This is a genomic window from Methanofollis formosanus (genome assembly GCF_019633745.1).
GTDB lineage: Archaea > Halobacteriota > Methanomicrobia > Methanomicrobiales > Methanofollaceae > Methanofollis > Methanofollis formosanus.
This window is the reverse complement of the sequence record NZ_CP037968.1, coordinates 2294962-2320899: the sequence shown is the minus strand read 5'-3', so window position 1 is coordinate 2320899 and position 25938 is coordinate 2294962. Positions and strand designations below refer to the sequence as shown.

The window sequence follows — 25938 nt, the reverse complement described above, 5'->3', positions numbered from 1 at the left end:
TGGGTAGTGCCCCGGAATGAAAATCTATTTCAGAATATCTGACCGAATTCCGTCGAGCAGTGACCGGTATTCATAACAAAAATTCGCACAGGGAGAACTTTTTTGGTATCAGTTATTGCCTGGAGCACTACCCACTGGTTCGATAGAATGGTGATCACTTTCCTGTTGTTCGCGTATATATCCTGGGATATCTGGTCGACCCTGCCGCCTGCCACACGCGTTGGAGCGCTCCGCCGGCGTCCTGCATACCGCTGGGTGAGAGGAGGATCTTATACCGCTTCGTTATGCCGTCCTCCTCCGCGACCCCTCCTTCTACATCTTTAAAGCACTCCTGAAAGAGACCAGCCCCGGACGATCTTTCTATCTCTTCTGCCCGGAGGAGCACCGGCAGATGGTGCCCGGATGACCCATGGGATGGATTATATATGACTCACACCCTACATGGTGATGTTCAGGGGGCAGAAACAATTGAGCGCGGTAAAAGAACAGTATATTACCGACGAACATGGGGAGCGAGTTGCAGTGATCCTCCCTCTCGAAGAGTACGAGCAGTTGCAGGAGGATCTCCATGATCTGGCTGTGGCGGCAGAACGGCGCAACGAATCGACCCTCACGTTCGACGAGATGAAAAAACGAATTTCAACCTCCAATGGTCCCATATAAGATTTTTTTCAGGGCAAGTGTAGAGAAGGACATTGCAGGCGTGCCACACGAGAGGGTTTCAGACATTCTGAAGAAGATCGAAGCCCTTTCCGAAATGCCGGCACCCCACGGTTCCCGGAAGTTGAGCGGTACCGGATCTCTCTATCGCATCCGGGCCGGCGAATAGAGAATTATCTATAAGGTCTGTCATGAAAGCAGGCGGATCACAATTCTCTATGTCCGTCACCGGCGTAACGTGTATCGTGGACTGTGATCAAGCACATTGCATTGACGGCCCGATTCTTCGCCCTTTGACGTCGGTATGTTTCACATCATCCGGGTCAGCTCCCGGCGTCCCTTTTCCGCCCGGCGCACATGTCTCCTAACGCAAAGAAACAAGGGTCCAAAGTACCTGCCCGATTCCGGATGATTTTCACGCGTATTCCCGTCACCGGCACCTCTCGGAGCCAAATCGCACAGGGGGTATACGTCGTAGGATTTTCCCCCTGTTTCAGGGCAATTGTTTGCGGGTTGAAAATCATAAAACCATCGGGATGGACAATTTACGTATTCTAGCGATTCAGACCAGAGAAAGAGACAATACCGCCGGATTTTTCTGACGCTGATGCGACGCCACGAGATCCATCGGCGAACCTGCCGGGAACATTGCAGGGGGGTCGGCATCCATGCAGGATCGCGATCCAGGCACCGAAGGAGCACCTCCATGCGCTCCACCCCTTCTGAATCTGTTTAACTATCCCCATTTTTCAGGAAAAAATGCACAACTTTATGAATTGACACGCGAAAATGAGAGCGCGATCTATCGGGAGTACCACACCATGAAGACCCTCATCCTTGCCGGCGGCAGCGGCACGCGGCTCTTCCCCCTCAGCCGCACCTGCTACCCAAAACAGTTCATCCCCCTCTTCGAGAACGAGTCCCTCTTCCAGAAGACGGTGCAGCGGGCGCTTCTCTTCTCCGAGCCCGAGGAGGTATACGTCGTCACCAACGCCGCCCACCGCTTCCTGGTCGCCGACCAGCTCGCGGCGATCGGTGCCGGGGGCCGGGTGCTCGTCGAGCCTGAGGGGAAAAACACCCTCCCGGCGATCGTCTACGGCATGACGGCCCTGGACGGTGAGGACGCCGTCGTCGCCGTCCTCCCCTCTGACCAGCTGGTCACCCCTGACGAGGAGTACACCAAGGCCTTCCGCGCCGCCGCCGCCCTCGCGAAGGACCGCCTCGTCACCTTCGGCATCACCCCCACCTCCCCACACACCGGCTACGGCTATATCAGGCCCGGCGACGACCTGCCCGGCGGCCACGCGGTGGGCGCCTTCGTCGAGAAGCCCGACCAGGAGACCGCCGAAGCATATCTCCGCGACGGCTACCTCTGGAACTCAGGGATGTTTCTCTTCTCGTCCGCGCTCTTCATGGCCGAGTGCCGCCGCCTCGCCCCCGCGGTCGCGGAAGCCTTCGCAAACCACTCCTCCCATGCCTTCTCCATGCGCTCCACCTCTTCTGAATGTGTTTAATTCCCTCCTATTTCCAGATAAAAATACAAATCTTTATACATATCTCCACGAAAATAACAGCGCATTCAATCTGGAGCACCCCCATGCAGATACCCATCGCACAGCCCTCCCTCGGAAGCGAGGAAGCAGAGGCCGTCACCGCCGTCCTCGACTCGGGCATGATCGCCCAGGGCCCGGAGACCGCCGCGTTTGAAAACGAGTTCGCCGCGTACTGCGGTGTCCCACACGCCGTCGCCGTCAACTCCGGCACCGCGGCCCTCCACGCCGCGCTGCTCGCCGCCGGCGTCGGGCCGGGCGACGAGGTGATTGTTCCCGCCTTCACCTTCTTCGCGACCGCCTCCTCGGTCTCAATGTGCGGGGCGGTGCCGATCTTTGCCGACGTCGAGCGGGCGACCGCCACGGTCGACCCGACCGACGTGAATGCGAAGATCACCTCCCGGACAAAGGCGGTCGTAGGCGTCCACCTGTACGGCCAGCCCTGCGATGCTGGGGCGCTGCGCGAGATCTGCGATGATAATAATCTCGTCTTCATCGAAGACGCCGCCCAGGCCCATGGCGGGGAATATCACGGACAGAGGACCGGGTCGCTCGGCGACCTTGCCTGCTTCTCCTTCTATGCGACCAAGAACATGGCGACCGGCGAGGGCGGGATGGTGACGACCGCCTCCGACGAGTATAAGGTACACCTCCGCCGGATCATCAACCACGGCCAGGCCGACAAATATCTCCACACCGAACTCGGCTACAACTACCGGATGACCGACCTCGCCGCGGCAGTCGGCCGAGTGCAACTCAAAAAACTCGACGGCTTCAACCGTCGGCGGCAGGAGAACGCCGAGTATTACCGCACCCACATCACCGCCCCCGGCCTGGTGCTGCCGGCGGTCGCCCCCGGCAGAACCCATGTCTGGCACCAATACTCCCTCCGGGTCACCGACGCCTTCCCGCTCTCACGGGACGACCTGATGGCTCATCTCCGCAAGCATGGGATCGGTTGCGCCGTCCACTACCCCGTCGCCCTCTCCAGCCAGCCCCTCTATGCCGGAGCAGGCGCCTGCCCGATCTCCGAGGCGCTCGCGGCATCGGTGCTCTCCATCCCGGTCCACCCCAACGTCACCAACGAGGGCCGGACATATATCTGCGACACGATCAACGAGGTGATCTAAAGATGGACGCGGGCGTCATCGGGACCGGGGCGATGGGGCGGAACCACGTCCGGGTGTACACCGAACTCAAAGAGGTCGGCACCACCTATGTCTACGACCTCGACACCGCCGCCGCGGAGAAGGTGGCGGCCGCGACCGGCGCGGAGGTCTGCCGCTCGATGGACGAACTCCTCAGCAAGGCCGAGTGCGTCTCGGTCTGCGTCCCGACGCCGTACCACTTCAGGACCGCCGGCGAGGTGATCGCGGCTGGGGTGCACACCCTCGTCGAGAAGCCGATCTGCCTCACCACCGGGGAGGGCGCAGCCCTCATCAGGATGATCCCGGACGACGTCGTCGTCGGCGTCGGGCACATTGAGCGCTTCAACCCGGTCGTCACCGAGATCGCCGGGCTCGTCCACGACCCCCTGTACGTCTCCTTCAACCGCCACAACCCGGCCTCGGCCCGCGTCACCGGCTCCTCGGTCGTTGAGGACCTGATGATCCACGACATCGACGTCGCCTTCAACGTCCTCTTCCCTGACCAGGCGTACACCATCCAGGCCACCGGCACCGCCGACGTCGCCGCCGCCCTCGCCACCTTCGGCACCACCCCGGTCTACCTCTCCGCCTCCCGCAAGTCCTCCAAGAAGGTGAGGTCCATCTACATCGAGGAGGAGAGCCGCACCATCGAGGCCGACTTCATGGCCCAGGAGGTGTACGTCTACCGCAAGCCCTGCACCTACGACCAGACCAACGGGCTGTACCACCAGGAGAACATCATCGAGAAGCTCCTGGTGAACAAGGTCGAACCCCTCAAGACCGAACTCCAGACCTTTGTGCGCTGCGCCAGGGACGGCACGCCCTTCCCGGTGACGCCCGCGCAGGGACTCGCCAACGTGCAGGTCTGCGACGCGATCAAGCACGGAGCAACACTATGACATCTTTACAAGAACTCATCGAACAGCGCGGCCCGATCCGAAAGATCGGCGTCTTCGGCATGGGCTATGTCGGCATCCCGGCCGCCCTCCTCTTTGCGGACGCCCCGGGGATCGAGCACGTCTACGGCTTCCAGCGCGACTCGCCCACCTCGGGCTACAAGATCGCGAGGCTCAACCAGGGCGAGTCGCCCCTGAAGGGCGAGGAGCCCGGGCTCGAAGACCTCCTCCAGAAGGTCGTCTCATCTGGAAATTTCTCCTGCACCCCAGACTTCTCGAAGGTCGCCGAGTGCGACGCCGTCACCCTCGCCATCCAGACGCCCTTCAAAGATCCCAAAGACCTCCTCCCCGACTTCACTCCCCTCATCGAGGGGATCAGAAACGTCGGTCGCCACCTCACGCCCGGCACCCTCGTCGTCCTCGAGTCGACGATCACCCCCGGCACCACCGCCGGCATGGCGAGAGAGATCCTCGAAGCGGAGTCGGGCCTCGTCGCGGGCGAGGACTTCGCCCTCGCCCACGCCCCCGAACGGGTGATGGTCGGCCGCCTCCTCAGGAACATCCGCGAGCACGACCGCTGCGTCGGCGGCATCGACGAGGTCTCCACCCGGCGGGCCGTCGAGCTCTACTCCAGAGTCCTCACCACCGGCCAGGTCATCCCGATGACCGCCACCGCCGCCGAGGTGACCAAGACCGCGGAGAACACCTTCCGCGATCTCCAGATCGCCGCCATCAACCAACTCGCCCTGTACTGCGAGGCGATGGGCATCAACGTCTACGATGTTCGTGACGGCGTTGCCTCGCTGAAGGGGGAGGGGATCACCCGGGCCGTCCTCTGGCCCGGCGCCGGCGTCGGCGGCCACTGCCTCACCAAGGACACCTACCACCTGGAGCGGGGGGTGCAGCAGCTTGGGCCCAACGCCCTCGACTTCCCGGATGGGAGAGAGTCGCTGTACACCCTGGCACGCGGCATCAACGACTTCATGCCGGCGCATATGCTCCACCTCACCACCTCCGCCCTCGCGCAGACGGGGAAGACCCTGAAAGGCTCGAAGATCGCCCTCCTCGGATGGGCCTTCATCAACGATTCGGATGATGCGAGGAATACGCCCTCGGAGCCGTTCTATGAGATGGCGATCGCGGCGGGAGCGGAGGTTAGAGTGCATGATCCCTGGGTGGACCCCGCGACGGCGCCGGATGTGCCAGCTGGGTTGTCGAAGGATCTTGAGGCAGTAATCCGCGGTGCGGACGCGGTCGTGGTCTTTGCGGGGCATCGGGAGTATCGGGGGTTGGTGGCTGAGCGGGTGGAGGGGTTGTGTGGGTGCAAGTGGCCGGTGATCGTTGACGGGCGGAACGTGGTGGATCCAGATGCGTGGATCAGGGCGGGGTTTGCGTACCGGGGGATCGGGAGGGGAGGTAAGAATGGGCATTCCCTGAAATAAATCCAATCATTCATTTCCCTTGCCTACCCAAAGTTAGAGTGACAAAAGACCAGCAGCAGAACTCTGCCAAGCCTCAGATGACCCATGGACATATCCCTCCCAAAAACCATCCCTGAAATACACGACTACCTCAGGAACCCGTTTTACAAGAATTCCTTTTACATCACTCTCGGAAGGTTTGCGGACGTTGGCTTCGGGTTCCTCTTCTGGACACTTGCAGCGCGGCTGTATACCGTCGGGGAGGTTGGGATCGCCACCGCCCTTATCTCTTCCCTTGGCCTCGTGATGGCCTTCTCGCGTCTCGGTTTTGACATTACCATCATCAGGTTCATGCCCTCCAATGACCACAGCCGGGTCTTCAACACCTGCCTCTGGATCACGACTGGGGCAACGATTGTGGTCGGTATCATCTATCTCGCCGCCATCGATCTCATCTCTCCCGAGATCGCCTTCATCAGGGACTACGCTTCCCTCTTCCTCCTCTTCGCTATAGTCAACTCTGTCACCCTCATCACCGGCAAAGCCCTCCTCTCTTTCAGGAAGGCTGACTTCAAGTTCGTCCAGAATCTCATCATGGGAGTGCGGCTACCCCTGCTCCTGCCCCTTGCCCTTCTCGGAAGCCTCGGGATCTTCTACGCCTTCGGCTTCGCCTACCTTGCCGCTGCCGTCTTCGCCCTGGTGATGCTCCGGGGCTACGTCACCCTCACTCCCCCAATCGACCGGGAGTTCATACGGAAGACTTTCCGTTTTTCCTCCCTGAACTATCTTGCAAATATTTTCCAGAGCGTGCCATCGCTTGTGATGCCAATCCTCATTGTGAACCTCCTTAGCCCTGAGGAGGCCGCCCTTTACTATGTTGCCTTCGCCATAGGAAATCTCGTTCTCATCATCCCCAATGCGATGAGCACCTCCTTCTTCATCGAAGGAAGCCATGGGATCAACCTGCGGAGGGGAGTAATTAGAAACCTTACGGTGACCTATATAATACTTACTCCGACGGTCCTGTTTATTGTCATCTTTGGAGAATTTCTTCTCGGACTTTTCGGAAAAGATTATCTTGCCGCATTTGATTTGCTCAGAATAATCGCTGTCTCCAGTCTCTTTGTAACGGCATACAACCTTTTCATTCCCCTTCAGAATATCCGTCTCCAAGTAGGGGGTATCATGGTCATGAATTTGATCCGGTTCGTGCTTCTCCTAGGGCTCAGTTATATCTTCCTTATTCAGTTTGGGGTCATCGGTGCAGGGTATGCTTGGGTGCTCACCTACATGATTCTGGGTTTAGGAATTATATTGATTGCGAAGGGTAAGGGTTGGGTCTAAGTTACATACCAAGAAGCACATCCCATAAAACGGCAAGAACTCGGCCAAGGAGTAACCATGTTGTATCAGTAGGACCAACGATGAATGGAGAGTTTATCATATCGCCAAGAATGAATTTTCCTTTCCGTAAGGTCGATTTTACGATCATATTTTGCTGGAATCCATAATTTGTCCCAAAATAAATGTACTTTTGTTAGAGAGCGATCTTCTTGTCGAATATCGGGAATCCCGCTGCAAATCAGGGAAATTGCCCCCCGAAATCCCACCTCTCTTTATGTCTCTACGATGCGCCAATGCTCCCTCTCATTGTTGAAACCCGGATTCCGCATCAATAACTTGAGGACCATACGTTTCAAATTCAGCGATTATCTTGTCATCACTCTTGTTGAGCTTCTTTCCGGTAATGTACTGCAGATTATCTGCCCGAATCATCCGGGTATTGGCAACACTATTCGCTCCTTTGTCGAATATTACCAGAGATCCCTCTCTGAGTCTGCCGCTTGATTGCCGATAGGTCTTCTTGAAGTGGGTCTGATCATTGAGATTGCAGGGTTCGATCGTCATCCCAATCGGGATATTGATGGGATCTGCAAGTTCTGTGACGCCGACTGTAATCTGTTTTTTGTCCGGCCGATGATCATGGCCATAGCCATATTTTCCAAGCTTAGCCTCAGTGCCATGAAGAACAATGCTGGTCCAGTCCATGTTGATGTTCATATGCTCAAAATCATATCGCTCAAAAAGGACGTTCTGGAGGTCAGAGGTGATTTCATCCCGGTTGGCACCAAGGATTTCAAGGACACGATACAGTGTTCTTTCGCTGAAGGAAGGGAGATCAAATTCAGCAAGAACTTCAGGGCGGTTGATCCATTCGTGAGATCGTTTTATGCTGAAGTTATCCGTCAATTTATAACTGACAAGAGCTCTGATGGGTTTGTTGATATCTATCCCATTTTTCTTGTGTTCCCTGAAAATATCGGTGAAATTGAGGATTTCGTAATGGCTGGTAACGGCAAGGAGGATTACAATAGGAAAGGATATATTTTCATTGGGCTCAATCTGAATCGTTCTTAGTTCTGTTTGCATTTTGGTCGATTCAAACATTACTAAGAACACACTTAGTTCTTTTCAACTGGCAAAGTTAGGATAAAGGAGAATAAGAAATCGCTCAGTAAATCCAGCGATTTACTAAGTTCGGTAAACGTCAATATCAAGGCTATTAAATATTTTAGAAACTTTGCAATCCATATCTAATCGTTCATAGTCTTTAAGATCGTAATCTTTCATATCATTTACTTTTATGGATGACTTTGAATAAGACATCTTTGAATATTCAAATGATGTAATATATGCATTTGTTTTATTTAACGACGCCATTTGATCATAGCCAAAGTGTTTAGGTAGTGGCGAATAGGATATCATCTCTCTTTTTGCTCCAAATCCTCCTCCCATAAAGTCACAGTAACGATATACATTTTGGGGGTTTGTGGTGTCAATAATAACTGCATTATTTTTATGAGAAAATAGCCAATGTAATCCCTCCGCTTCATTGTATGTTGAGGCGGTATTTGACCTAAATGTCAATGGGGAATTGGATAACCCAAAGATGGACAAACCAAAAATAATTCCCAATATCATCACTATGGAGACGACACTTTTTGTTCCAAGTTTCCGAATCATAACACCTAATGAAAGTGTAAAAAGGGGAATAAGCCCATATATGAATACATTTAGTGTAGTCAATCTTTCGAAAACATGGGGTATAAATGGATTTAGGACTAGAGCAAAGTCAAAAAAACAGTAGGCTATAAATATACAAAATAACGTTTTATATTGTGACACCAACGAATTGTGATTACATTTAGAAATCACAAAGATATATGTCAAACTAATAATCATAACCGGGACGATATATCTCCCATACGATATTAGTATAAACTGTATCAAATCTATTGGCTCCACTTTGAAAATACCGGATGATAAAGCATTTGTACCCTGAGCAAGAGTAGACATCCTTGCTTGTCCAGATATGGAATTAGATATCTTTTCCAACTGCTCATAGAGTTTGAAATTATGGAATAGCCAAAATATAAAGCCTACAGTCGCAATAAGGGATAGATAGATAAATAGTTGATTCTTGTTCGCCCGTAAATAATAAAAATACAATATCCCAAGGATTAATATATACAATGTCTGTATATATATAAATGGATGCATAAGCGGTATTTCTACAACGATGATTGATATGGCAATAATCCAAGAGTGTCGTGTACGGTACGTCCTATCATCAGCTAAAAAAAGACCTAATAATAAATATAATGCCATCGGTAGCAATGAGAAGTAAAAGTAATGAGGTGATATGGAAAAATGATAACTCCTCAAATAATATATGACCAATATGGGCATTAAAATATATTCAAAGGCGAAGTACCGTTTCAATTTGTCTAAAAAAAATCTTGAATAAAGATAAATGCCACTAATAAATAAAAGGGAAAAGAAAATTGGGACTATCTTGATAATATGATATGGGTTTTCATGTACAGTTATCAGTAAAACTGCACAAAATATGCTCCCTGCGGGATATATATTACCTGCGGATACACTTCCATTATTATATATTCCAATGACCTCACCCAGATACGTTAAACCATCTAATCTATCCATAATTAAATAGTTTAAGCCACAAGGAATACTAAGGCCAGAAACGAAATTAATCAGAAGAATAACTAAGCCTATTTTTTTAAACTTATACGATTTCGTTTGTAGTGTGAGCGACGTTCCCACAATGAAAACAAAGAGAAGGCCACACCAGTACTCCAATGGAATTTGTTCATAGATAGTAAAGGAATAGCCATTTGGGGTGTATTTTATTAGCGATATTGCATTATAGGAAATTAGCATGAGCATACATGTAGCTAGAATTGAGTACACTCTTTCCAAACAATTAGTATGTGTCTTCATAGTATCTAGCAATAATTATGTTTTATCGGACCGATCACACAAATTTGATATGTTTTCACCCGTCGTCTCGCCGATAAAATTAACAAATTCAGATAGATCGAATTGTAGATAAATGCGTTTCCCATCTCTTTACAATCTCATTCCAATCAAACTTTTGTACATAATTCCTTCCCATTTTTCCCATTTCAATCCTTAGATCTGGATTTTTAATTAATTCGTCTAACTTCTCAAGCATATCCTCGTAACTATCAACTGTGAAGCCTGTTACTCCATCAATTAAAGTTTCTGGCTTGTAATCCTTGAAAACGATGACTGGTAATCCACAAGAAGCTGCTTCTAGCGTGACCTTTGGAAAACCTTCATGATATGATGGAAATAGGAAAATATCCGCGTTTTGATACTTATTTATTAACTCCCCTTTTGAAACCCCTCCTATTATGCTAAGATTTCTTATGTTTTCTTTCTCTTTTTCATAAATCAGTTTATCTAAAAGCGGCCCCGTCCCAACGATCTCAAAAACTGCATCTGGAAATTCCTTCGCTGCTTTTAGTACATAATCGGGTCTTTTTCGCTCTTGCAATGATCCAACATATAGAATTTTAACTTGGTTTTCATTTCTCCTATTATCATCTATCAGCGGCAAAAATACATTGGTGTCCACTCCTACATATACAACAGGTGTGACTATACCATATTCACTCTGAGCAGTTTCAGCAACATACTTACTTACAGAAAAGATAAAATCACAATTTAAAGCATTTGACTTGGCAATTTTATTATAATACTTATTCTTATTGGGATAGGGCAACGTATTTTCAATATGGTGTATTGTGACTTTCTTAAGGGCCATAATCTTAGCCACCTTAAGATAAAGGTAATCCACTAAGAATACTCGCACATTAAGATAAATATCGTATTTAGGGCTAAGTAGATGCTTCAGCACAACAAGGGATGCCAGATATCTATTTTTTGGTACTTTTATTAAATTAATGTTATTTTTGTCAGCCAATCTTTCATCGGGTGCGTCCTGATAAAATAATGTTATTTGAAACCTTTCAGGATCCAGTCTCAAGCATATCTCTCTTGCATTAAGATTTTGAGCATTATAATCACTATTATCAACAAATGCGTGCATTATTATGCGGCGTTGTGCGACCATCGATGAATCTACCTCCATTTAAGTTTAGGAATTAGTGAACTTTAGTTTCCTGTAATTGGTTGCGCCTTCTTATCATAATATCTTGTTGAATTTTTCATGAGGCGAGCGCCCGCCTCAAGCATACGCGATGAAAATTTCTCGTTGCTTGATCGCTTTTTTTCAAGAGAGGAGAGATAGTGTAACGAATCTTCTGTAAAAATTGATCAGGCCCTGCCTCCAACCTAGATTTGCAGAAAGGTGGAACAGGGCATGAATCTTTTATCGTTTATCGAAGATTATCTTTCCGATAATGAGAGTGGTATGAAAAACGGCTCTGTTGAAAACCTCCTAAGAAGATCAATCACTGCCGCTTTCACCTCCTTCATGAGGTTATGAAGAATGAGTTTGATCCTGATTTCCTTGATTTGATACCTATATTTTCGTGCTTTTAGATCGCCTCCTAATCTTCTTTTCATGACTGAATATGTTGTTTCGGCTCTGTTGAAACCCTATGAGAAGAACGATCCCTGGCGCTTTCGCCTCCTTCATGAGGTTGTATAGAATGAGTTTGATCTTGATCTCCTTGTTTTGATACCAATATTTTCGTGCCTTCAGTTCTTCCCCTAATCTTCTTTTAATGACTGAAAACGTTGTTTCGACTTTGTTTCTTTCATGATATCGATCATAATCAAAGTTCGTATACATTTTGTGTCTATATTTCCCCGAATAGATCTTCCCTTTCCATGTTCTCACTGGTATCAGTGAATCCGCGCCGATATTTTCTCTGATCTGGCAATGAAGGTTCTCAGAGTCATAGCCTTTATCCATAACATAGCACTCCGCCCTTCTGGTTCTATGAGCCTGTCTGAGCAATGTTTCAGCGTGTTTAATGTCATGTACTGGTTTCAATGAGATTTTACCAAACAGGATCACCTGTTTGTGCGTATCAACTGCGATCGAAGGTTTCAGGAAGTTCTTTCGCATCTTTCCTGTCCGCCAGGAGTAATAGTGGCTGGCATATGAACTGGTGAACCCCGAGGAGTCAACAGCAGTTGTTGGAATGATGTCTCCCCAGGAATAAAACCGTTTCAGCGTTTTGTTTAGGATTCTCGTGAAGAAAAGAGAGGGAATTCGAGCCATAAACTTATGAATTGTTGAGTAATGAGGAACCTGACTCAGATGGAGGATTTCTTTGATTTTATCCATCAAATCGATGAGAGCAACGTTATCACGATAATCGGTATGAAGAGCTTCACGGAAGAGAAGAATAGCCATCAGTTGGTGCTGAGTATACGTTTTTCGGGAATATTTGCAGGAATAAAGAGGTAAATGAGAGGAGCGGAGTACAGAACAAATGATATTGACAAGGTTGATATACCGGTTCGTAGACATGATCGCTGTTCCTTGGTGTTCGTTTGGTCACTTACACAAGGAGCAGCGATTTTTATAGATCTTTAGGTGAGAGAAGAATCACTCTATGAAAGGGTTTACCATGAAAAACATTTCATGCGCTATGCCTGAGGCGTGCTCTCGACTCATGCCCGATTCAACAGAGCCAAAAAACCAGAAGGCCGAACTACAGAGGCTTGCAGAGGCATGAGATCTGGAGGGGACTATTTTTCATAGGTTCTAAGCCACACATCGGCTGACCCCAGTGTGGCCCCTAGTGTCGAGTCAATGACGAAAGGTCGCAACTATGATATAGAATAAACAATAGAATTCTTCCTCAGTGACACGATATATCGTGACCCTTACGTTGGATGAACGTGCTTATCTCTCCTCGATTGCCTCCAAAGGTAAGCATTCATCTCAAACCGTTTTAAACGCTCTGATTCTCCTTGGTTGCGATGAAGGTGACTATCAGCCCTATCGTTGTACAAACGAATCCCTTTCTCGTGTTCTCAACATCAGCATGCGGAAGATCGATCGAGTAAAGAAGCGTTTTGTCTTCGACGGCCTTGATGATGCGTTGACAAAGAGAAAACCCGATCGAATTTATTCCAAAAAGATCGACGGTGATCTCGAGGCAAAGTTGATTGCATTAAGTTGCAATGAACCCCCCGAAGGCCATGTTCGTTGGACTCTGCGGTTATTGGCTGACAAAGCAGTTGAACTTGAGTACATTGATGCCATTTCACACAAATCTGTTCGTCAGGTTTTAAAAAAACGAACTGAAACCCTGGAGAAATGAGAGTTGGATCATACCTCCAGGACAAAATAGTACCTTTATTGCCCACATGGAACAGGTTCTGGATGTGTATAAACGTCCCTGGGATCCACGACATCCTATCATCTGCATGGACGAATCCCCAAAGCAACTCATCGGGGAAACAAGAGAACCTATTCCCTGTTCGCCCGGGAAAACGGCCAAATATGATTTTGAATACCGTCGTTGTGGTACGTGTAATATCTTTCTTGCATGTGAACCCCTTGCCGGGAAACGGATGGTAAAGATCACCGAACGGAGGACAAAACAGGATTGGGCGCGATTTCTCCAGGAAATTGCTGAAGAATATAGTGATGCGGATAAAATCACGCTGGTGATGGATAATCTGAACACCCATGCACCGGGATCATTTTATGAGACATATCCCCCTGAAGAGGCAAAAGAACTCTGGGATCGGTTTGAATTTGTTTATACACCAAAACATGGAAGTTGGTTAAATATAGCAGAGATTGAATTGCGCGTACTTTATGGACAATGTCTGAACCGAAGAATCAAGGATATCAATCGTCTCCGAACTGAGGTAAAAGCATGGGAAGAATACAGGAATAACAAAATAGCGCGTGTGATGTGGAGGTTTACAAAAGATGATGCCCGAATTAAGTTGGTGAGACTGTATCCGACATTTGAGGAATGACTGGACACTAGCGTCTGTTCATCGGCATCCTGTATTCCTGGGACTGATTCACTTGGCATGTGCTGTCATGATCTGGAGAATATTGGGATGACCTCTGGTATAGATCCCCCTCAAAGGGTATTTGAGAGACGACCAAGTGGTCACCTGTCGCGTTCAAAACAATCTCTTTCGATGATTTCATCTTCCAGTATACTCCTTTTCGCTTCCCTTCCTATAATCTGCCCAATTTCATTGGGACTTAGACCAGTTCCGGGCCTCTTAAACGTGATCATATCTTCTGTTATCAGAGTTCCCTTGGGAATTTTTCTCTTTGCTACAATGCTCCGGCGCGCATACAGCCGGGCTGGCATTTCGCTCTCAAGAGGCCTCTTCTCCATCTCCCCGGTTATCTCCTGTATGAACACCAAATTCCGGATGAATCGTTTCAGGTCCTCTGGATCCATTGCATGATAATGGTCGTTTCCGGGAAGAGATTTGTCTAGCGTGAAATGTTTTTCAATTACCCGTGCTCCCAGGCTGACGGCGGTTGTGAGCACTGACATCTGAGGATCTGGGAGGGTGTGATCTGAGTACCCTACAGGGTACTCAGGGTATAATGCCTTCAGGTGCGAGATCATACCGAGGTTGGCATCCTTGTAGGCTGTGGGGTAATTCAGGATGCAGTGCATGACCACTATCCTATTATTCCCCTCTTGCTCGATTGTTTTTATCGCCTCATCGATCTCCGAGGTAGTCGACGCTCCGGTTGAGAGAAATGCAGGTTTTTGTTTTCGGGCGATATGCCGGATAAAGGGGGTGTTTGTGATATCAGAGGACGATACTTTGAAAAGAGGCATCAGCTCGTCCAGTATATCCGCCGCCTCAGAGTCAAATGGAGTCGATAGAAAGACCACCTTCTGTTCCCTGGAAAAACGTGCAAGTTCGCGGTATTCGTCTTCTCCAAATGAATCAAATTTTTTGAAGAGTTCATACTGCGATTGCGTCCTCTCTTTTGAGGTATCCCAGTACGCAGGAGAGTATCGAGAGGCCAGTTTCTCGGCCTTATAGGTCTGGAACTTTACTGCATCAGCTCCTGCACCTGCTGCCGCGGCTATCATCTCCTTTGCCGCATCCAGAGGATCGTTCTGCTCTTTTTGCGCGATGTCATAGTAATTGACACCGATCTCAGCGATCACAAACGGTCTTGATCTCTCGTTGATGACGTACCGGTCGAACTCAATCGGTTTCATGTCTCTCCCACTCCCAATAGTTATTCAGAATAAGGTTGAGGACTCTCTCAAGATTCCCTTTAAGATCAAATTGCAGAAGTTTTTGACTCATCTCTTTCCTCAGCGGATAGTCATCGATCAGCCTAAGTATCGCCGAAGCAATGTCATCGACAGAAACAGTGTAGGCGATCCCGAGGTAGAGGGGGCCATGAGAGTTATGAACAAAGAGATGACGTGCCTCGCGTTCGTTCTGAGATATTGAGATGCATGGCGTTCCCAAGCTCGCGACTTCGTAGATTGTCCTTCCGTTGGACGTAATCATGATGTCCGCTTTACTCATCTCTTTTGCCATGAGACGGACATTTTCCTTTACATCGATCTGGAATCCGTCTTTCCGGAGACCAGATACGTACTCAAACAATTGCTCCTTTGGCCTGTACCCTTTCCCCAAGATGACCCGGGTCATGATATTTTTAAGGCCTAATTGTTCGAGCGCTTGGAGGGTTCTCCTGGTCAGGTCGTTGGGGTCGGTTCCCCCAAACGTGACCAATAAGGTGTTCGCCTCAGGCTCAGGTTCCTTCTGAGGGAAAATATAGAATTCATCTCTTAGGCACTCGTATCTGTAACCATAATAGTGGTTCTTCGCGGGGTAACTGTTCTCGTACAGGGCGTTAATCACAATGTGAGCATCTTCAGCTCCTTCTCCCAGATCCTCAAAATTTACAACGAAGTACCCATTTGAGCGTAACTTCTGCACATACTCCGGGTCGGTGTCGAGGATGTCATTGATTACAATGTCTGGGTTGATTTCATTCAAGGTCTCAAACATCTCGATATCATCGGAGAACAGTTTTATAGGATAGTAATATTCGCGCACTTTCTGGATTCCTAGCTCCCTCGACCTGTCCATGACGAAGTAGATGTTATGGTGGAAGACTAACCTGGTTGCCAACGTAAGTGCCCGGTAGATGTGACCTAGCCCGATATCATGATCACCGTCAACTCTGAAGACGATTTTCCTCCGCCGGAGTAGACTTTCAGCAGTCTCCCAATCCTGATAATCATCGATATCAACGGTTTCCTCGTCGGGGAGTTCAAATAATGAAATGTTTTTCCCGATCCTGTTGTTCTCTGTCAGGACAGCCCTTATCGAGATCGTAACCGCCCCGGTTTCTCGGTAGATCGGGTCTAGATACTGTCGATTTTTCCTTTCTTTGTAGAGGGGAGAGAATTGAGCGTCTTTTTTTATCCAGAAGAGATGGTTCTCTGCTTTGACGCTCATGATGGTGTCATAATCGCCCTCAACCATCTTTTCAATCATCTTATCGAGAGTAATTGTTTGTAGCAATGGTGAGGTCGGCTGTATTGTCAAAACGTAGTCGTACTGTATATTTTCCTTCCTTTCAACAGCGGTAACCGCGTGGTATATCACAGGATCTAGTGGGATGTGGTCTTCGGCCAATGCTGGAGGCCTCATGATTATCTTAGCCCTATATATTCTGGCTATCTCAGCGATCGCCTCGTCATCGGTGGAGACGACTACGTTGTCGATATATCGGGAGGTCATGGCCGCTTCGATGACGTATGCGATCAGGGGTTTGCCTGAGAGAAGTTTGATATTCTTTCTTGGGATTCCTTTACTGCCACATCTTGCTGGAATAATGGCAATCATCTTCATTTTTTTCGCTGAAAGCATGTGTTCTCTCTCCCACAAATATCCTAATCTTCATTAGTCATAGTCGATATATGAGGATTTCGAATAACTCCCCATTCCAAAGTACTTTATCGCCTCCGATCGATCTTTTCTCAGGATTACGTTCGCCAATTCCGCTATTAGGCACGAATGTACTTCTTTTGCCGCTCAGGGAGACCGGTTAGGCGAGATCCAGGGTTTGATCGAGTGAGGGTTTGATCGAGTGGGATGCCTTCCGTCCTCTTCTAGCGGACCTGTACTCGAACGATGCCGGGAACGGTGGTCGCCCATATTATGACGTTATCCTCATGCTCCGGCTGCTGGTGCTACAGCAGTGGTATGGGTTGTCCGATCCGTCGAATAGGGAGAAGGTGTTACCATCTTCCCCCCTTCTCAGAACGGAGCGTGCGACTTTCACCGCACTCCGCTCAAGCACCTCACAACCCGAGATTCGAGCGGCAATATGGAATAAATGAAAGTCATGTTTGATTCCATGGCGTCTGCCTTCGCAACTTCTCCCTCCTGGCACGGAAGTAATCCCTGTCCAGATAGGGGTTTGCATCAAGCTTCACCATCGAGTGTCTGCGAATTTGTGTGTCTACAAAACTGACCAGTTTTGTCGACTCTGTCTTGAAGACCCATTTCCTAGTGGCAAGTCAATGACAAAAGGTCGCAATTATCATATAGATAGCCCCCTCCAAAATCTCCCCTCTCTTTGTATCGATTAAAATCGTAAAATTGATCGTACTCAAAGGGGGCATCATATCTAGCGATAAAAATGAAATCCCCACTCATTGTCGATCGTGAAGATACAAAATGGCTTCTCCTTGATCAAGTTCATTCGATGACAACTTCGCGTCGTTCAAAACAGGAGATGGCAAAACAAGGTCCTATTTCCGTTCAGAACACTGGTTCGATTCTGCGAATCCTTCTGATTGCTTTCTTCTTCTCTTCTGAGATCACGTATGTCATTGATGAACTCAACAAACGCAAAGAACTCCGAGCCTTTGCCCATCTCGAACAGGTTCTTTTAGCTGATGATGTGTACCGTTTCATCAGCAGGATCGATGAAAGACGATTTGTCGGGTTGATCAATGCTCTTCTCCGTACACACTGCAGACCACAGAGAAGAACACACCGAACAATTATCGTCGAGATAGTGTAACGAATCTTCTGTAAAAATTGATCAGGCTCTGCCTCCAACCTAGATTTGCAGAAAGGTGAAACAGGGCATGAATTCTTTATTTTTTATCGAAAATTATCTTTCCGATAATGAGAATGGTATGAAGAACCTCCTCACGTCGTTCCTCAACGAAGTGATGCTACTGGAGGCGCTCCAGCAGGCTGGAGCCGAGCCGTATGAACGAACTGCTGTGCGGCAGGCGCACCGAAACGGATACAAGAGTTGCTCTCTGAAAACTCGCTATGGCGATCTCGTTCTCCAGAAACCTCAGTTCCGTGAATTCCCCTTCGAAACCCAGGTATTTGGACGTTATTCTCGGGTTGAGAAAGCTCTTGTGAATGCGATCTCTGAATCCTATCTTCAGGGTGTTTCAACTCGCCGGATCCAAGAAATCGTTGCTCATCTGGGGATCGATCAACTCTCTCCTTCTTCTGTTTCTCGGATGGCACACAACCTCAACGAACAGGTCCATGCATTTCTCCAGAGACCAATTGAAGAGGAAATTCCCTATCTCTTTGTCGATGCCTCCTATTTCAAAATCCGAGATGGACCCCGGTACATCACCAAAGCTCTTCTGGTGATCGCCGGCGTGCGAGTGGACGGTTATCGGGAAATCCTGGGAGCCAGAATCACCGACTGTGAGAATGAGGAGTTCTGGTTCGGTCTGTTCGAGGAACTCAAAGAACGAGGATTAACTGGTGTCAAACTGATCGTCTCAGATGGTCATGCAGGGATCCAGAGAGCAGCAGAAACTGCTTTCCTCGGTGCATCATGGCAGATGTGTTCAGTCCACTGTACTCGCGCGGTTTTGAGAAATACTCCCAGGAAACATCAGAAAGAAGTTGCCGAGAGTTTGAAGGAGGCATATGGGAACGAAGGGAGACTTCAGGAGGTCGCAGATGATCTGAACGAACGAGGATATCGGAAAGCAGCGAATACCATCGAGAGGTTTCTGCCGGGACTCATGAGTTACACAGTATTCCTGAAACAACATGCAAAACGGATTCGAACAACGAACATGATGGAAAGAATCAACAAGGAACTGAAACGCAGAACGAAAGTCGTAGGAGCATTTCCCAATGAAGGTTCACTCCTCAGACTGGCAGGATCCATCTTGATGACATCAACGAGGAGTGGGTGACCGGCAGAAGGTATTTGACGATGGAGAAGGAATGATCAAGCAAGGAGACAGGGATCAGACAAATTACAGAAGATCTGAAACACTACCATTGCCGTGCTCCCAAACGTGACATACCAGCGGTTTTCGCCCTTCGGGATTTTCATCGGTTGCGCCTGTGGCCGAACGCGGCCTCATCGGCGTTTTCATCAGGGCGTGCAGCCTCTCACTATGCTTCAGGATGAATGGGGTTATGCTCAAGTTATTATTGCGTGGCTCCTAAGACAACATAGGTCTAAGATCATAGGATTATCCATCAGCATGAATTTTCTTCTCTATCATGCTCATAGCACACCGAATAACCCTTTCTGTCGCCTGCCCATCCACAGAGTACAAATTTCTTTTAATAAACTTTTTTCTATTCTGTGCGAGCATGGAATCATCGTTCAACAACTGTGTTATTGCGCGTTTTAGGTCACTAGCATCGTAAACACCTATGGCAACTCCCTGATCGACATAATCGACAGTATCTGGATCTTCACTTAAATTAAGTATAATTAATGGTTTATTAAGAGCAATACCTTCCAATCCTGTCGTCGAAGACTTTGTAATAACTAAATCACAAGCACATAGGAGTTCGAATGTATTCGAATCTCTAGGACAGATCTTGACTTTAATAGAATAATCTTTTAAATATTCTTTTATTAAATCGGTATATTCGTCACCTTCTCCAGGATGTTGCTTGATAACAAGATTCACGTTTTCCAATCCTTCAATTGCAGAAAAAACAGTATTGAAATTACAGATATTCTCTTCCATAGATAAGCCATGACACTGAGTTGTCCATAATATGTATATAGAATTACTATCCAGACAGTACTTCGATGCTATTGCTTCTAATGGCATATCCTTCATTAAAACAGGTAATATATCATATCTTGGTTGACCTGTAACCACAACATGATCTGGTGGATAGGAACTACTCTTTGTGAGAAGATCCTTATGATATTCACCATATAATGTTGTCATATCAGGTATGGGGCAATATGGCGAACATGCCTGACCTTCAGCCGATATTTCGTATTTATTGTAAATATATCCTCTATGGAATGGATGAATCACCCCATGCTGTATTGCTAGGGTCGGAATTCGCTCAACGTTAGCAGCAACGATTAGAGGTCTTTCTCTCCAACCGTATTCATTAATTACAAGGAATAGATCAGGACACTCATGTTTGATCATTCTCCTGATAAGCGCAATATATTTTGCTTCTAGAGGAAATAATACGTGAAAATAGAAATCTAACTCATCTAGCACGTAGTTTGCGGGAAGGTCGTATTTATTACACATATCAGAGATAGTATCAAATTTGATGCTATCCCAGATATCGCTGAAGTGCTTATATGCCAAATACTCTTCTTTCCAAACGTCAATGGACCAGTACATGTTGTACGGGCAATAGTTCACATCCCAAAAGAAAATTTTCTCTAAAAATATTTTAAAACTTGAAAAAATATTAGTGGTATTAATTGGATATGTGCCAACGATCTTTACTTGCCCCTTCAATTTGCCAATAATCGAATTAAAAAAAACATCCGATTTTCTCGAGATAACACAACTGTTACCATCTAAATATCCCCATTTATTATCCTGAGTTGTCATCACAATTGTAATATTATTTTTTGGATCACTTTTGGATTTATTAATATTGTGCGCAATAAAGTTGAATATTAGTATAATTACTGTAAGCACGGAATCAAAAATCGCATCGGCATAAATACCAACTGATCTATAGAACATTGCGATGACTTTTTTATAATAACTCGATTTGAAGGAGTTTCCTTTTGACAATTTTACAACAGTGTTATAGAATAATTTATCTGCAAACCACCAGAATGCTACCCCATTGTAACTTGTCAGTTCACACATATTCTTACCAGGTACCAATTCGTGCCTTAATATGTCATGAAAGAATTCAGTAGCCTTGATCACAGTCCCACCCTTCGTAAGATCGGTCATTTTTACTAGATTCAGGATTTCCCAATCCCCAGATACACAATCCCCTCTTCGCCAGCGAACAGATTTTTCCCGTCCACGACCACCGGCGAGGCCATGAGCCCCTTCACGCTCTCCACGGAGATCCCCCTGAACACGTCATGGTCTATCATAAACACCGCACACTCCGCCCCTGAGAGTGCCTCTTCGACACTCCCAAACGAGGCAAACTCCCCCGCCTTCGTCCTGATTGAGGGGACAAACGGATCGTACACCCGCACCTCAGCCCCAAGGTTCACAAGTTCCTCGATGACCGTGATCGAGGGCGACTCCCTGGGGTCGTTGATGTTCTTCTTGTAGGCAAGGCCCATCACTACAATCTTTGCCCCATAGAGACACTTTCCTACTTTCTGGAGGCCCTTTTCGGCAAGGTTGACCATATGCATCTTCATGAACTCATTGATCTCACCGGAGGTCTCGATGAAGCGGGGGATGAAACCGTACTTTTTCGCCTTGTACGACATGTAATAGGGGTCGAGAGGGATGCAGTGGCCGCCGATGCCGGGACCGGGATAGAAGGGCATGAAGCCGTAGGGCTTGGTGGCGGCGGCGTCGATCACCTCCCAGGTGTCGATGCCCATCCGCTCGAAGATAAGGGAGAGTTCGTTCACCAGAGCGATGTTCACATTCCTGTAAATATTCTCGACCATCTTCACCGACTCTGCGGTGCGGGCATCACGGACAGGGACAATTTTTTCCACAACACTCCCATAGAGGGCAGCGGCCACCTCGGTGCACTCAGGATTGATGCCGCCGACAACGGTCGGCACCTTGTCGATGGGGTACTGCTTGTTCCCCGGATCCACCCGTTCGGGAGAGTAAGCGACGCCGAAGTCAGTGCCGGCGATGAGCCCCGTTTCTTCAAGGATCGGGACCACCACCTCGTCGGTCGTCCCCGGGTAGGTGGTGCTCTCGAGGATCACAAACTGTCCTTTGTGGAGGACGGCCTTGACGGTCGTGCAGGCACTCTTGATATAGATCAGGTCAGGGATCTTGTCCTCTGAGAGGGGAGTAGGGACACAGATGATGAGGATATCACACTGGCGGAGATCTTCAGTGTCTGCGGTTGGGAAGTAGGTCTTCCCGAGGTACTGGGAGAGATGCTCGTCGGTGACGTCCTGAATGTGGGATTTTCCCGCCTTGAGACTCTCAACGGTACCTGAAGAAATGTCAAATCCAAAGACGGCGAATTTCTTCGCGAAGGTCATCGCGAGTGGGAGGCCGACGTAGCCCTGGCCGATGATGCCGATTTTTGCACTCTGATCAGTGATTTTTGTCATTAAAATGTGGTACATAGTTCCTCCAAAATTGATGTCCCCATCATGATACCAGTTTCAGATCTCCAACACGGTGACAATCACTGCCCCTGACATAATTTACCCGGCATCGTCTAGTTATATTGAGCCATGCCTCTGGAGGGGCATTATACTTCATGTTCTGTTCAATTAAGGTATCATTATCGTTTAAATTCTTAAATAAATTGTATAATCTCTTTTCAGACAAATAGAGGCCGGATCTCTTAAGAAATACACCCGGATGTGCCCAGGTATTGACATAAGGATTTCTCAAGACATCATAAAGTGCATCAAGATAGATGTCTATGTCTCTTGGAAAAGAATGAAAGGCAAATATCGGATAATCAACCTGTTTCAGGATGTCATCATCGACATCCAGCGTCCCATCTGGGAGAACCTTCGCTTCACACCCTGAAAGAATGATCAAATCATATTTTTCCCGGGCATTATCGATATCATCCATATATGCATTAAAGTCATAACTCAAATTATGCCGGACATGCTCGGTGAACACAATCAGAGGTATACCCAGTTCTACTGCTCTCTTGCAATAATCATCTACCGAACTCTCTCCATCGGTATAACTCGTGTGGATATGCCACTCGCCAGACAACAGATATTGTGAATATTTCTTCCAGATCTTCATAAGAACGCCACAGCATTTTTATTCTGGATCCCCATGCCTCCCCAATATCGGAGGATCTTTGTTCCCCATTTAACCTGGAAATCAGGAATATCCTCATTCAAAGCGCGTTTAACAGCAGCATAAATAATATTAGCACCTGCAAATGTCGAAAGCACCATCGTGCCCTGAACTCTCGGGTTGGATTCTAACAATTTGGGGACACTTTGTTCGTCCATTTTGAACTGGAAGCCAAATGCATAATTCAATCCAGTAGCTTCACTGAGTTTCTGTGCGTATGTGATGAGTTCCTCGTGACACTCAACTGTACCTTGGAAAGTAATACCCGAACGAATGAGATCTCGCTTCCTTGGAATGATCGTATACTTCTGAGCCTCCAAGACGTCGATGGTATATTCTGCATTAGGCAGGTATTCCATCACCAATAGAGGGGGGAAATGAGATCCCAATATCTCACGGAGGATATTCATCTTCACAAACAAAGATGTCGGTTTCTCAGAATAGAACATCTTTTTAAGATCAAGGGATTCGTCAATGATACGTACTCCCCTCATCCCATTGGAAAGCGGAGGTTTGACAACAACCGGTTTATGCGGCCAGCCTAACTCACTTGCAGACTTGATCAGGGCATCAAAATTGTCTACAAGAATAGATTTCGGCGTTGGAACACCAATTTGTTCAGCCAACTTCATCAGTTTGTATTTATCGTTGGCGATAGAAATTGCTGGAGCATCGGAGACGGCAATAGATGTCCCAATATTAAGGAATGGAGATTTATTTTCAGCTAAAACAGATAACTCAAGGGTGTTCTGGGGCAATATGACATCCACATCTTCTTGTTCACAGATCAAAAGTAATTGATCCAGATAGTCCTTTTCAGAAGGTCTCGAAATGTGATAGAATTTATCGCACAGATATGTTCCAACGACCTCTTGTTTGATATCGGTTCCAATTGTCCGTATGCATCTATTGTCAAAGTTTTCATTCAGAGAGTAGAGCGTACCTTTTATTCCAGGAGCTCCTGCACCGGTAACAAGAACCGTTAAATCATCCATCGTACAACCTCAAAAGCCTCAGCATACTCTGAATTACACTGGATCCCGCGTGTTTTAGCCAGACCATAAATAAACTCCTTTGAAAAATAGGATTTACCCTTGACGAACTGAGATTGATAGTTTTTCAGGATCTTACACTTTCTCTCAATATGATCGTTATTCAGTTTGCTAAAACACTGTGTATTGAATGTTACATGATTCCAGGGCAGTTCATAACAGATGATGCTTGATGTAGTCTTGAAGGCTCTGACCATTTCATGTGCAACCACCTGATGATCCTGATGGAGGTCATTGAGAGAAGGCCCGATTACGATCTCGGGATTATAATGATTCCGAGTTCTGACCAGATCTTCCAATATCTCCTGGCGATATCGATGAAGATTTCGTACTTTGAAATCAAAGACTTTGCAGTTCTCCTCTTTGAGAGCAAGATCTCTTATTACGTTGAAATATTCTGTTTTCAAGGTATTTTTTGGAAGACCTTCTGGTAAAGAATCTTCAGCAGTCGAAAATACAACCCAGAAGATCTCATGCCCATCTTCCAAGAGTTTAATAATCGTCCCGCCACACCCCAATTCAGCATCATCGGTGTGAGGAGACAAAACTAATACTTTCATAACTTCCTCCCAGACGGATAAGTATTCTGAAAATCAGAATTCTCTTTCATTATCCTAACACTCTCTGGATAGTTTTCAATGAACCAGACCATGAATGCAGTTACATCAATTTTTTCACGATTTAACTGATGTCGTTTATATTGGCCCATACTTTTGAGATCAGGATCCTGAAGAAGTTCAATCGCTTTTTTGATCGTTTCTTCATCGGTCTCAGATGTCCAGAGTAATCCATGCTGGTTTAAGTCACAGAATATACCACAGTACTTCGCTGTAGTAGATATGTGAATAACATGCGTACCCAATGTTGCAGCCTCCGACGCCGTCGTCCCCCCCTCCCCCACATACAGCGTTGCGTAGTACAACAGATCATGCAACTTCTCCGGCGAAACCCGGATCTGGTAAGGCTCCAATTCCTCAGGCAACGCCCCCTCAGAGGTGATCAGGACGCGGCCGTACTGCTCCAGCGCCTTCACCAACCCGACCTTGTCACAGATACCGTGCTGACCGACGTCGTGGTTTGCGTTCCACGAGACGAAGCGAACGATAATGAAGGGATCGTCCTCAGTGAGGCCAATTTCGTCAAGGACGGCGGGGTTCGGAGTGAAGTGGTTGGGGTGGAGATAGGCAAGTTCGTGGTAGCCGTTGTAGCGGATCTGCTTCGGGCCGAGATCGCCGCGATAGCATGAAGGGGTACAGATGGCAGATACAAAGGGATCTGTAAGAGAATGCTGGATCTTTGCGTGTTCGGTATCATCAAAAATGATCGAGGGCTTCCGAATTAACTTTCCAACATGGGCAACATAGGCATTCCCAACCCCACCTACAAGAATATCCGGACGAAAAGATCGTGCAATTTGATACAATTTTGCATCGATCTGGAGTAATTCCAGGGCTTTACCAGAAAGTGTGGGTTTCGCACTGCCGACTACATCATAGTCAAAACCAAAAGAATCCAGCAATTTGAGAGAGACTTCCTTATTTATTGCCGTGATCCTGCACTCATGACCATGATCCATGAGAATCTGCAGTGCGTTCCTGAAAAGATGGACTTGAGCAGGGTGGGCAACATTAAATAGTATTTTCATCCTGACTG

22 protein-coding genes and 2 pseudogenes are annotated in these 25938 nt (G+C 47.5%); 10 read left to right on the top strand and 14 right to left on the bottom strand.

The window, feature by feature from the left end; all coding sequences use genetic code 11:
* Positions 1 to 154: 154 nt before the first annotated feature.
* The gene (locus E2N92_RS10665) at positions 155 to 385 is read right to left on the bottom strand and encodes a hypothetical protein (protein WP_220681146.1); all 231 of its coding nucleotides are present in this window, start codon (positions 383 to 385) and stop codon (positions 155 to 157) included.
* Positions 386 to 441: 56 nt separating this feature from the next.
* Between E2N92_RS10665 and E2N92_RS10660 the strand changes: the two genes are divergently transcribed.
* The 6 genes from E2N92_RS10660 to E2N92_RS10635 all read left to right on the top strand — a co-directional run bounded on the left by E2N92_RS10660 (position 442) and on the right by E2N92_RS10635 (position 7019).
* Positions 442 to 663: a type II toxin-antitoxin system prevent-host-death family antitoxin gene (locus E2N92_RS10660; protein ID WP_246589187.1), complete on the top strand. Its 222-nt coding sequence runs from the start codon at positions 442 to 444 to the stop codon at positions 661 to 663.
* Positions 664 to 1436: 773 nt separating this feature from the next.
* Positions 1437 to 2174, top strand: coding sequence for a mannose-1-phosphate guanylyltransferase (locus E2N92_RS10655; protein WP_246589186.1), 738 nt, complete (start codon positions 1437 to 1439; stop codon positions 2172 to 2174).
* An 83-nt stretch (positions 2175 to 2257) separates the two neighbouring features.
* On the top strand, positions 2258 to 3340 hold the full coding sequence (locus E2N92_RS10650) for a DegT/DnrJ/EryC1/StrS family aminotransferase (protein ID WP_220681145.1): 1083 nt from the start codon (positions 2258 to 2260) through the stop codon (positions 3338 to 3340).
* A gap of 2 nt (positions 3341 to 3342) precedes the next feature.
* On the top strand, positions 3343 to 4257 hold the full coding sequence (locus E2N92_RS10645; RefSeq protein ID WP_220681144.1) for a Gfo/Idh/MocA family protein: 915 nt from the start codon (positions 3343 to 3345) through the stop codon (positions 4255 to 4257).
* Complete coding sequence (locus E2N92_RS10640) at positions 4254 to 5696, top strand: nucleotide sugar dehydrogenase (protein ID WP_220681143.1); 1443 nt, start codon at positions 4254 to 4256, stop codon at positions 5694 to 5696. The genes E2N92_RS10645 and E2N92_RS10640 overlap by 4 nt, the downstream gene beginning before the upstream one ends.
* A gap of 84 nt (positions 5697 to 5780) precedes the next feature.
* Entirely contained in the window at positions 5781 to 7019 is a 1239-nt protein-coding gene (locus tag E2N92_RS10635; RefSeq protein WP_220681142.1) for an oligosaccharide flippase family protein, read from the top strand.
* Positions 7020 to 7322: 303 nt separating this feature from the next.
* Here E2N92_RS10635 and E2N92_RS10630 read toward each other — a convergent pair whose 3' ends face one another.
* The 5 genes and pseudogenes from E2N92_RS10630 to E2N92_RS10610 all read right to left on the bottom strand — a co-directional run bounded on the left by E2N92_RS10630 (position 7323) and on the right by E2N92_RS10610 (position 12510).
* Complete coding sequence (locus E2N92_RS10630) at positions 7323 to 8135, bottom strand: transposase (RefSeq protein WP_220681141.1); 813 nt, start codon at positions 8133 to 8135, stop codon at positions 7323 to 7325.
* 72 nt (positions 8136 to 8207) lie between these two features.
* Complete coding sequence (locus E2N92_RS10625) at positions 8208 to 9683, bottom strand: hypothetical protein (protein ID WP_220681140.1); 1476 nt, start codon at positions 9681 to 9683, stop codon at positions 8208 to 8210.
* A gap of 385 nt (positions 9684 to 10068) precedes the next feature.
* Positions 10069 to 11139, bottom strand: a complete 1071-nt coding sequence (locus E2N92_RS10620; RefSeq protein WP_220681139.1) for a glycosyltransferase family 4 protein — start codon at positions 11137 to 11139, stop codon at positions 10069 to 10071.
* Between the two features lie 265 nt (positions 11140 to 11404).
* Positions 11405 to 11621, bottom strand: a pseudogene (locus E2N92_RS13810) (IS5/IS1182 family transposase); the annotation flags it as partial.
* Complete coding sequence (locus E2N92_RS10610) at positions 11551 to 12510, bottom strand: IS5 family transposase (protein WP_220681137.1); 960 nt, start codon at positions 12508 to 12510, stop codon at positions 11551 to 11553. The pseudogene E2N92_RS13810 and the gene E2N92_RS10610, both read right to left, overlap by 71 nt.
* A 337-nt stretch (positions 12511 to 12847) precedes the next feature.
* Here E2N92_RS10610 and E2N92_RS10605 point away from each other — a divergent pair.
* Positions 12848 to 13979, top strand: a protein-coding gene (locus tag E2N92_RS10605; protein WP_220681136.1) for an IS630 family transposase whose coding sequence is annotated in 2 segments (ribosomal slippage) — positions 12848 to 13281 and positions 13280 to 13979 — 1134 coding nt in all. Because the reading frame shifts where the segments join, the coding sequence is not laid out codon by codon here.
* 140 nt (positions 13980 to 14119) lie between these two features.
* Here E2N92_RS10605 and E2N92_RS10600 read toward each other — a convergent pair.
* A complete protein-coding gene (locus E2N92_RS10600; RefSeq protein ID WP_220681135.1) occupies positions 14120 to 15208 on the bottom strand; it encodes an N-acetylneuraminate synthase family protein in 1089 nt (362 codons plus the stop codon).
* A complete protein-coding gene (locus E2N92_RS10595) occupies positions 15195 to 16865 on the bottom strand; it encodes a cytidylyltransferase domain-containing protein (protein ID WP_220681134.1) in 1671 nt (556 codons plus the stop codon). The genes E2N92_RS10600 and E2N92_RS10595 overlap by 14 nt, the downstream gene beginning before the upstream one ends.
* A 230-nt stretch (positions 16866 to 17095) precedes the next feature.
* On the opposite strand from E2N92_RS10595, the gene E2N92_RS13805 reads away from it, so the two are divergent.
* The 3 genes and pseudogenes from E2N92_RS13805 to E2N92_RS10580 all read left to right on the top strand — a co-directional run bounded on the left by E2N92_RS13805 (position 17096) and on the right by E2N92_RS10580 (position 19239).
* On the top strand, positions 17096 to 17356 hold the full coding sequence (locus E2N92_RS13805; RefSeq protein ID WP_220681133.1) for a transposase: 261 nt from the start codon (positions 17096 to 17098) through the stop codon (positions 17354 to 17356).
* Between the two features lie 302 nt (positions 17357 to 17658).
* Positions 17659 to 18045 carry a hypothetical protein gene (locus E2N92_RS10585; protein WP_220681132.1) on the top strand — a complete coding sequence of 129 codons (387 nt, stop codon included), beginning with the start codon at positions 17659 to 17661 and terminating at the stop codon, positions 18043 to 18045.
* A 67-nt stretch (positions 18046 to 18112) separates the two neighbouring features.
* Positions 18113 to 19239, top strand: a pseudogene (locus E2N92_RS10580) (IS256 family transposase).
* Between the two features lie 250 nt (positions 19240 to 19489).
* Here E2N92_RS10580 and E2N92_RS10575 read toward each other — a convergent pair.
* From E2N92_RS10575 to E2N92_RS10550, 6 genes are read right to left on the bottom strand one after another with little or no spacing between them, the layout of a single operon-like run.
* Positions 19490 to 21199: a UDP-N-acetylglucosamine 2-epimerase gene (locus tag E2N92_RS10575; protein ID WP_220681131.1), complete on the bottom strand. Its 1710-nt coding sequence runs from the start codon at positions 21197 to 21199 to the stop codon at positions 19490 to 19492.
* 11 nt (positions 21200 to 21210) lie between these two features.
* Positions 21211 to 22515 carry a nucleotide sugar dehydrogenase gene (locus E2N92_RS10570; protein ID WP_220681130.1) on the bottom strand — a complete coding sequence of 435 codons (1305 nt, stop codon included), beginning with the start codon at positions 22513 to 22515 and terminating at the stop codon, positions 21211 to 21213.
* 40 nt (positions 22516 to 22555) lie between these two features.
* Complete coding sequence (locus E2N92_RS10565) at positions 22556 to 23176, bottom strand: PHP domain-containing protein (RefSeq protein ID WP_220681129.1); 621 nt, start codon at positions 23174 to 23176, stop codon at positions 22556 to 22558.
* The gene (locus E2N92_RS10560; RefSeq protein WP_220681128.1) at positions 23173 to 24228 is read right to left on the bottom strand and encodes an ATP-grasp domain-containing protein; all 1056 of its coding nucleotides are present in this window, start codon (positions 24226 to 24228) and stop codon (positions 23173 to 23175) included. Before E2N92_RS10560 ends, E2N92_RS10565 begins: the two co-directional genes overlap by 4 nt.
* Positions 24216 to 24845 (bottom strand): PIG-L deacetylase family protein, encoded by a 630-nt coding sequence (locus E2N92_RS10555; RefSeq protein ID WP_220681127.1) that lies wholly within the window; start codon positions 24843 to 24845, stop codon positions 24216 to 24218. Before E2N92_RS10555 ends, E2N92_RS10560 begins: the two co-directional genes overlap by 13 nt.
* Positions 24842 to 25930 (bottom strand): DUF354 domain-containing protein, encoded by a 1089-nt coding sequence (locus E2N92_RS10550; RefSeq protein ID WP_220681126.1) that lies wholly within the window; start codon positions 25928 to 25930, stop codon positions 24842 to 24844. The genes E2N92_RS10555 and E2N92_RS10550 overlap by 4 nt, the downstream gene beginning before the upstream one ends.
* Between the last annotated feature and the right edge of the window lie 8 nt (positions 25931 to 25938).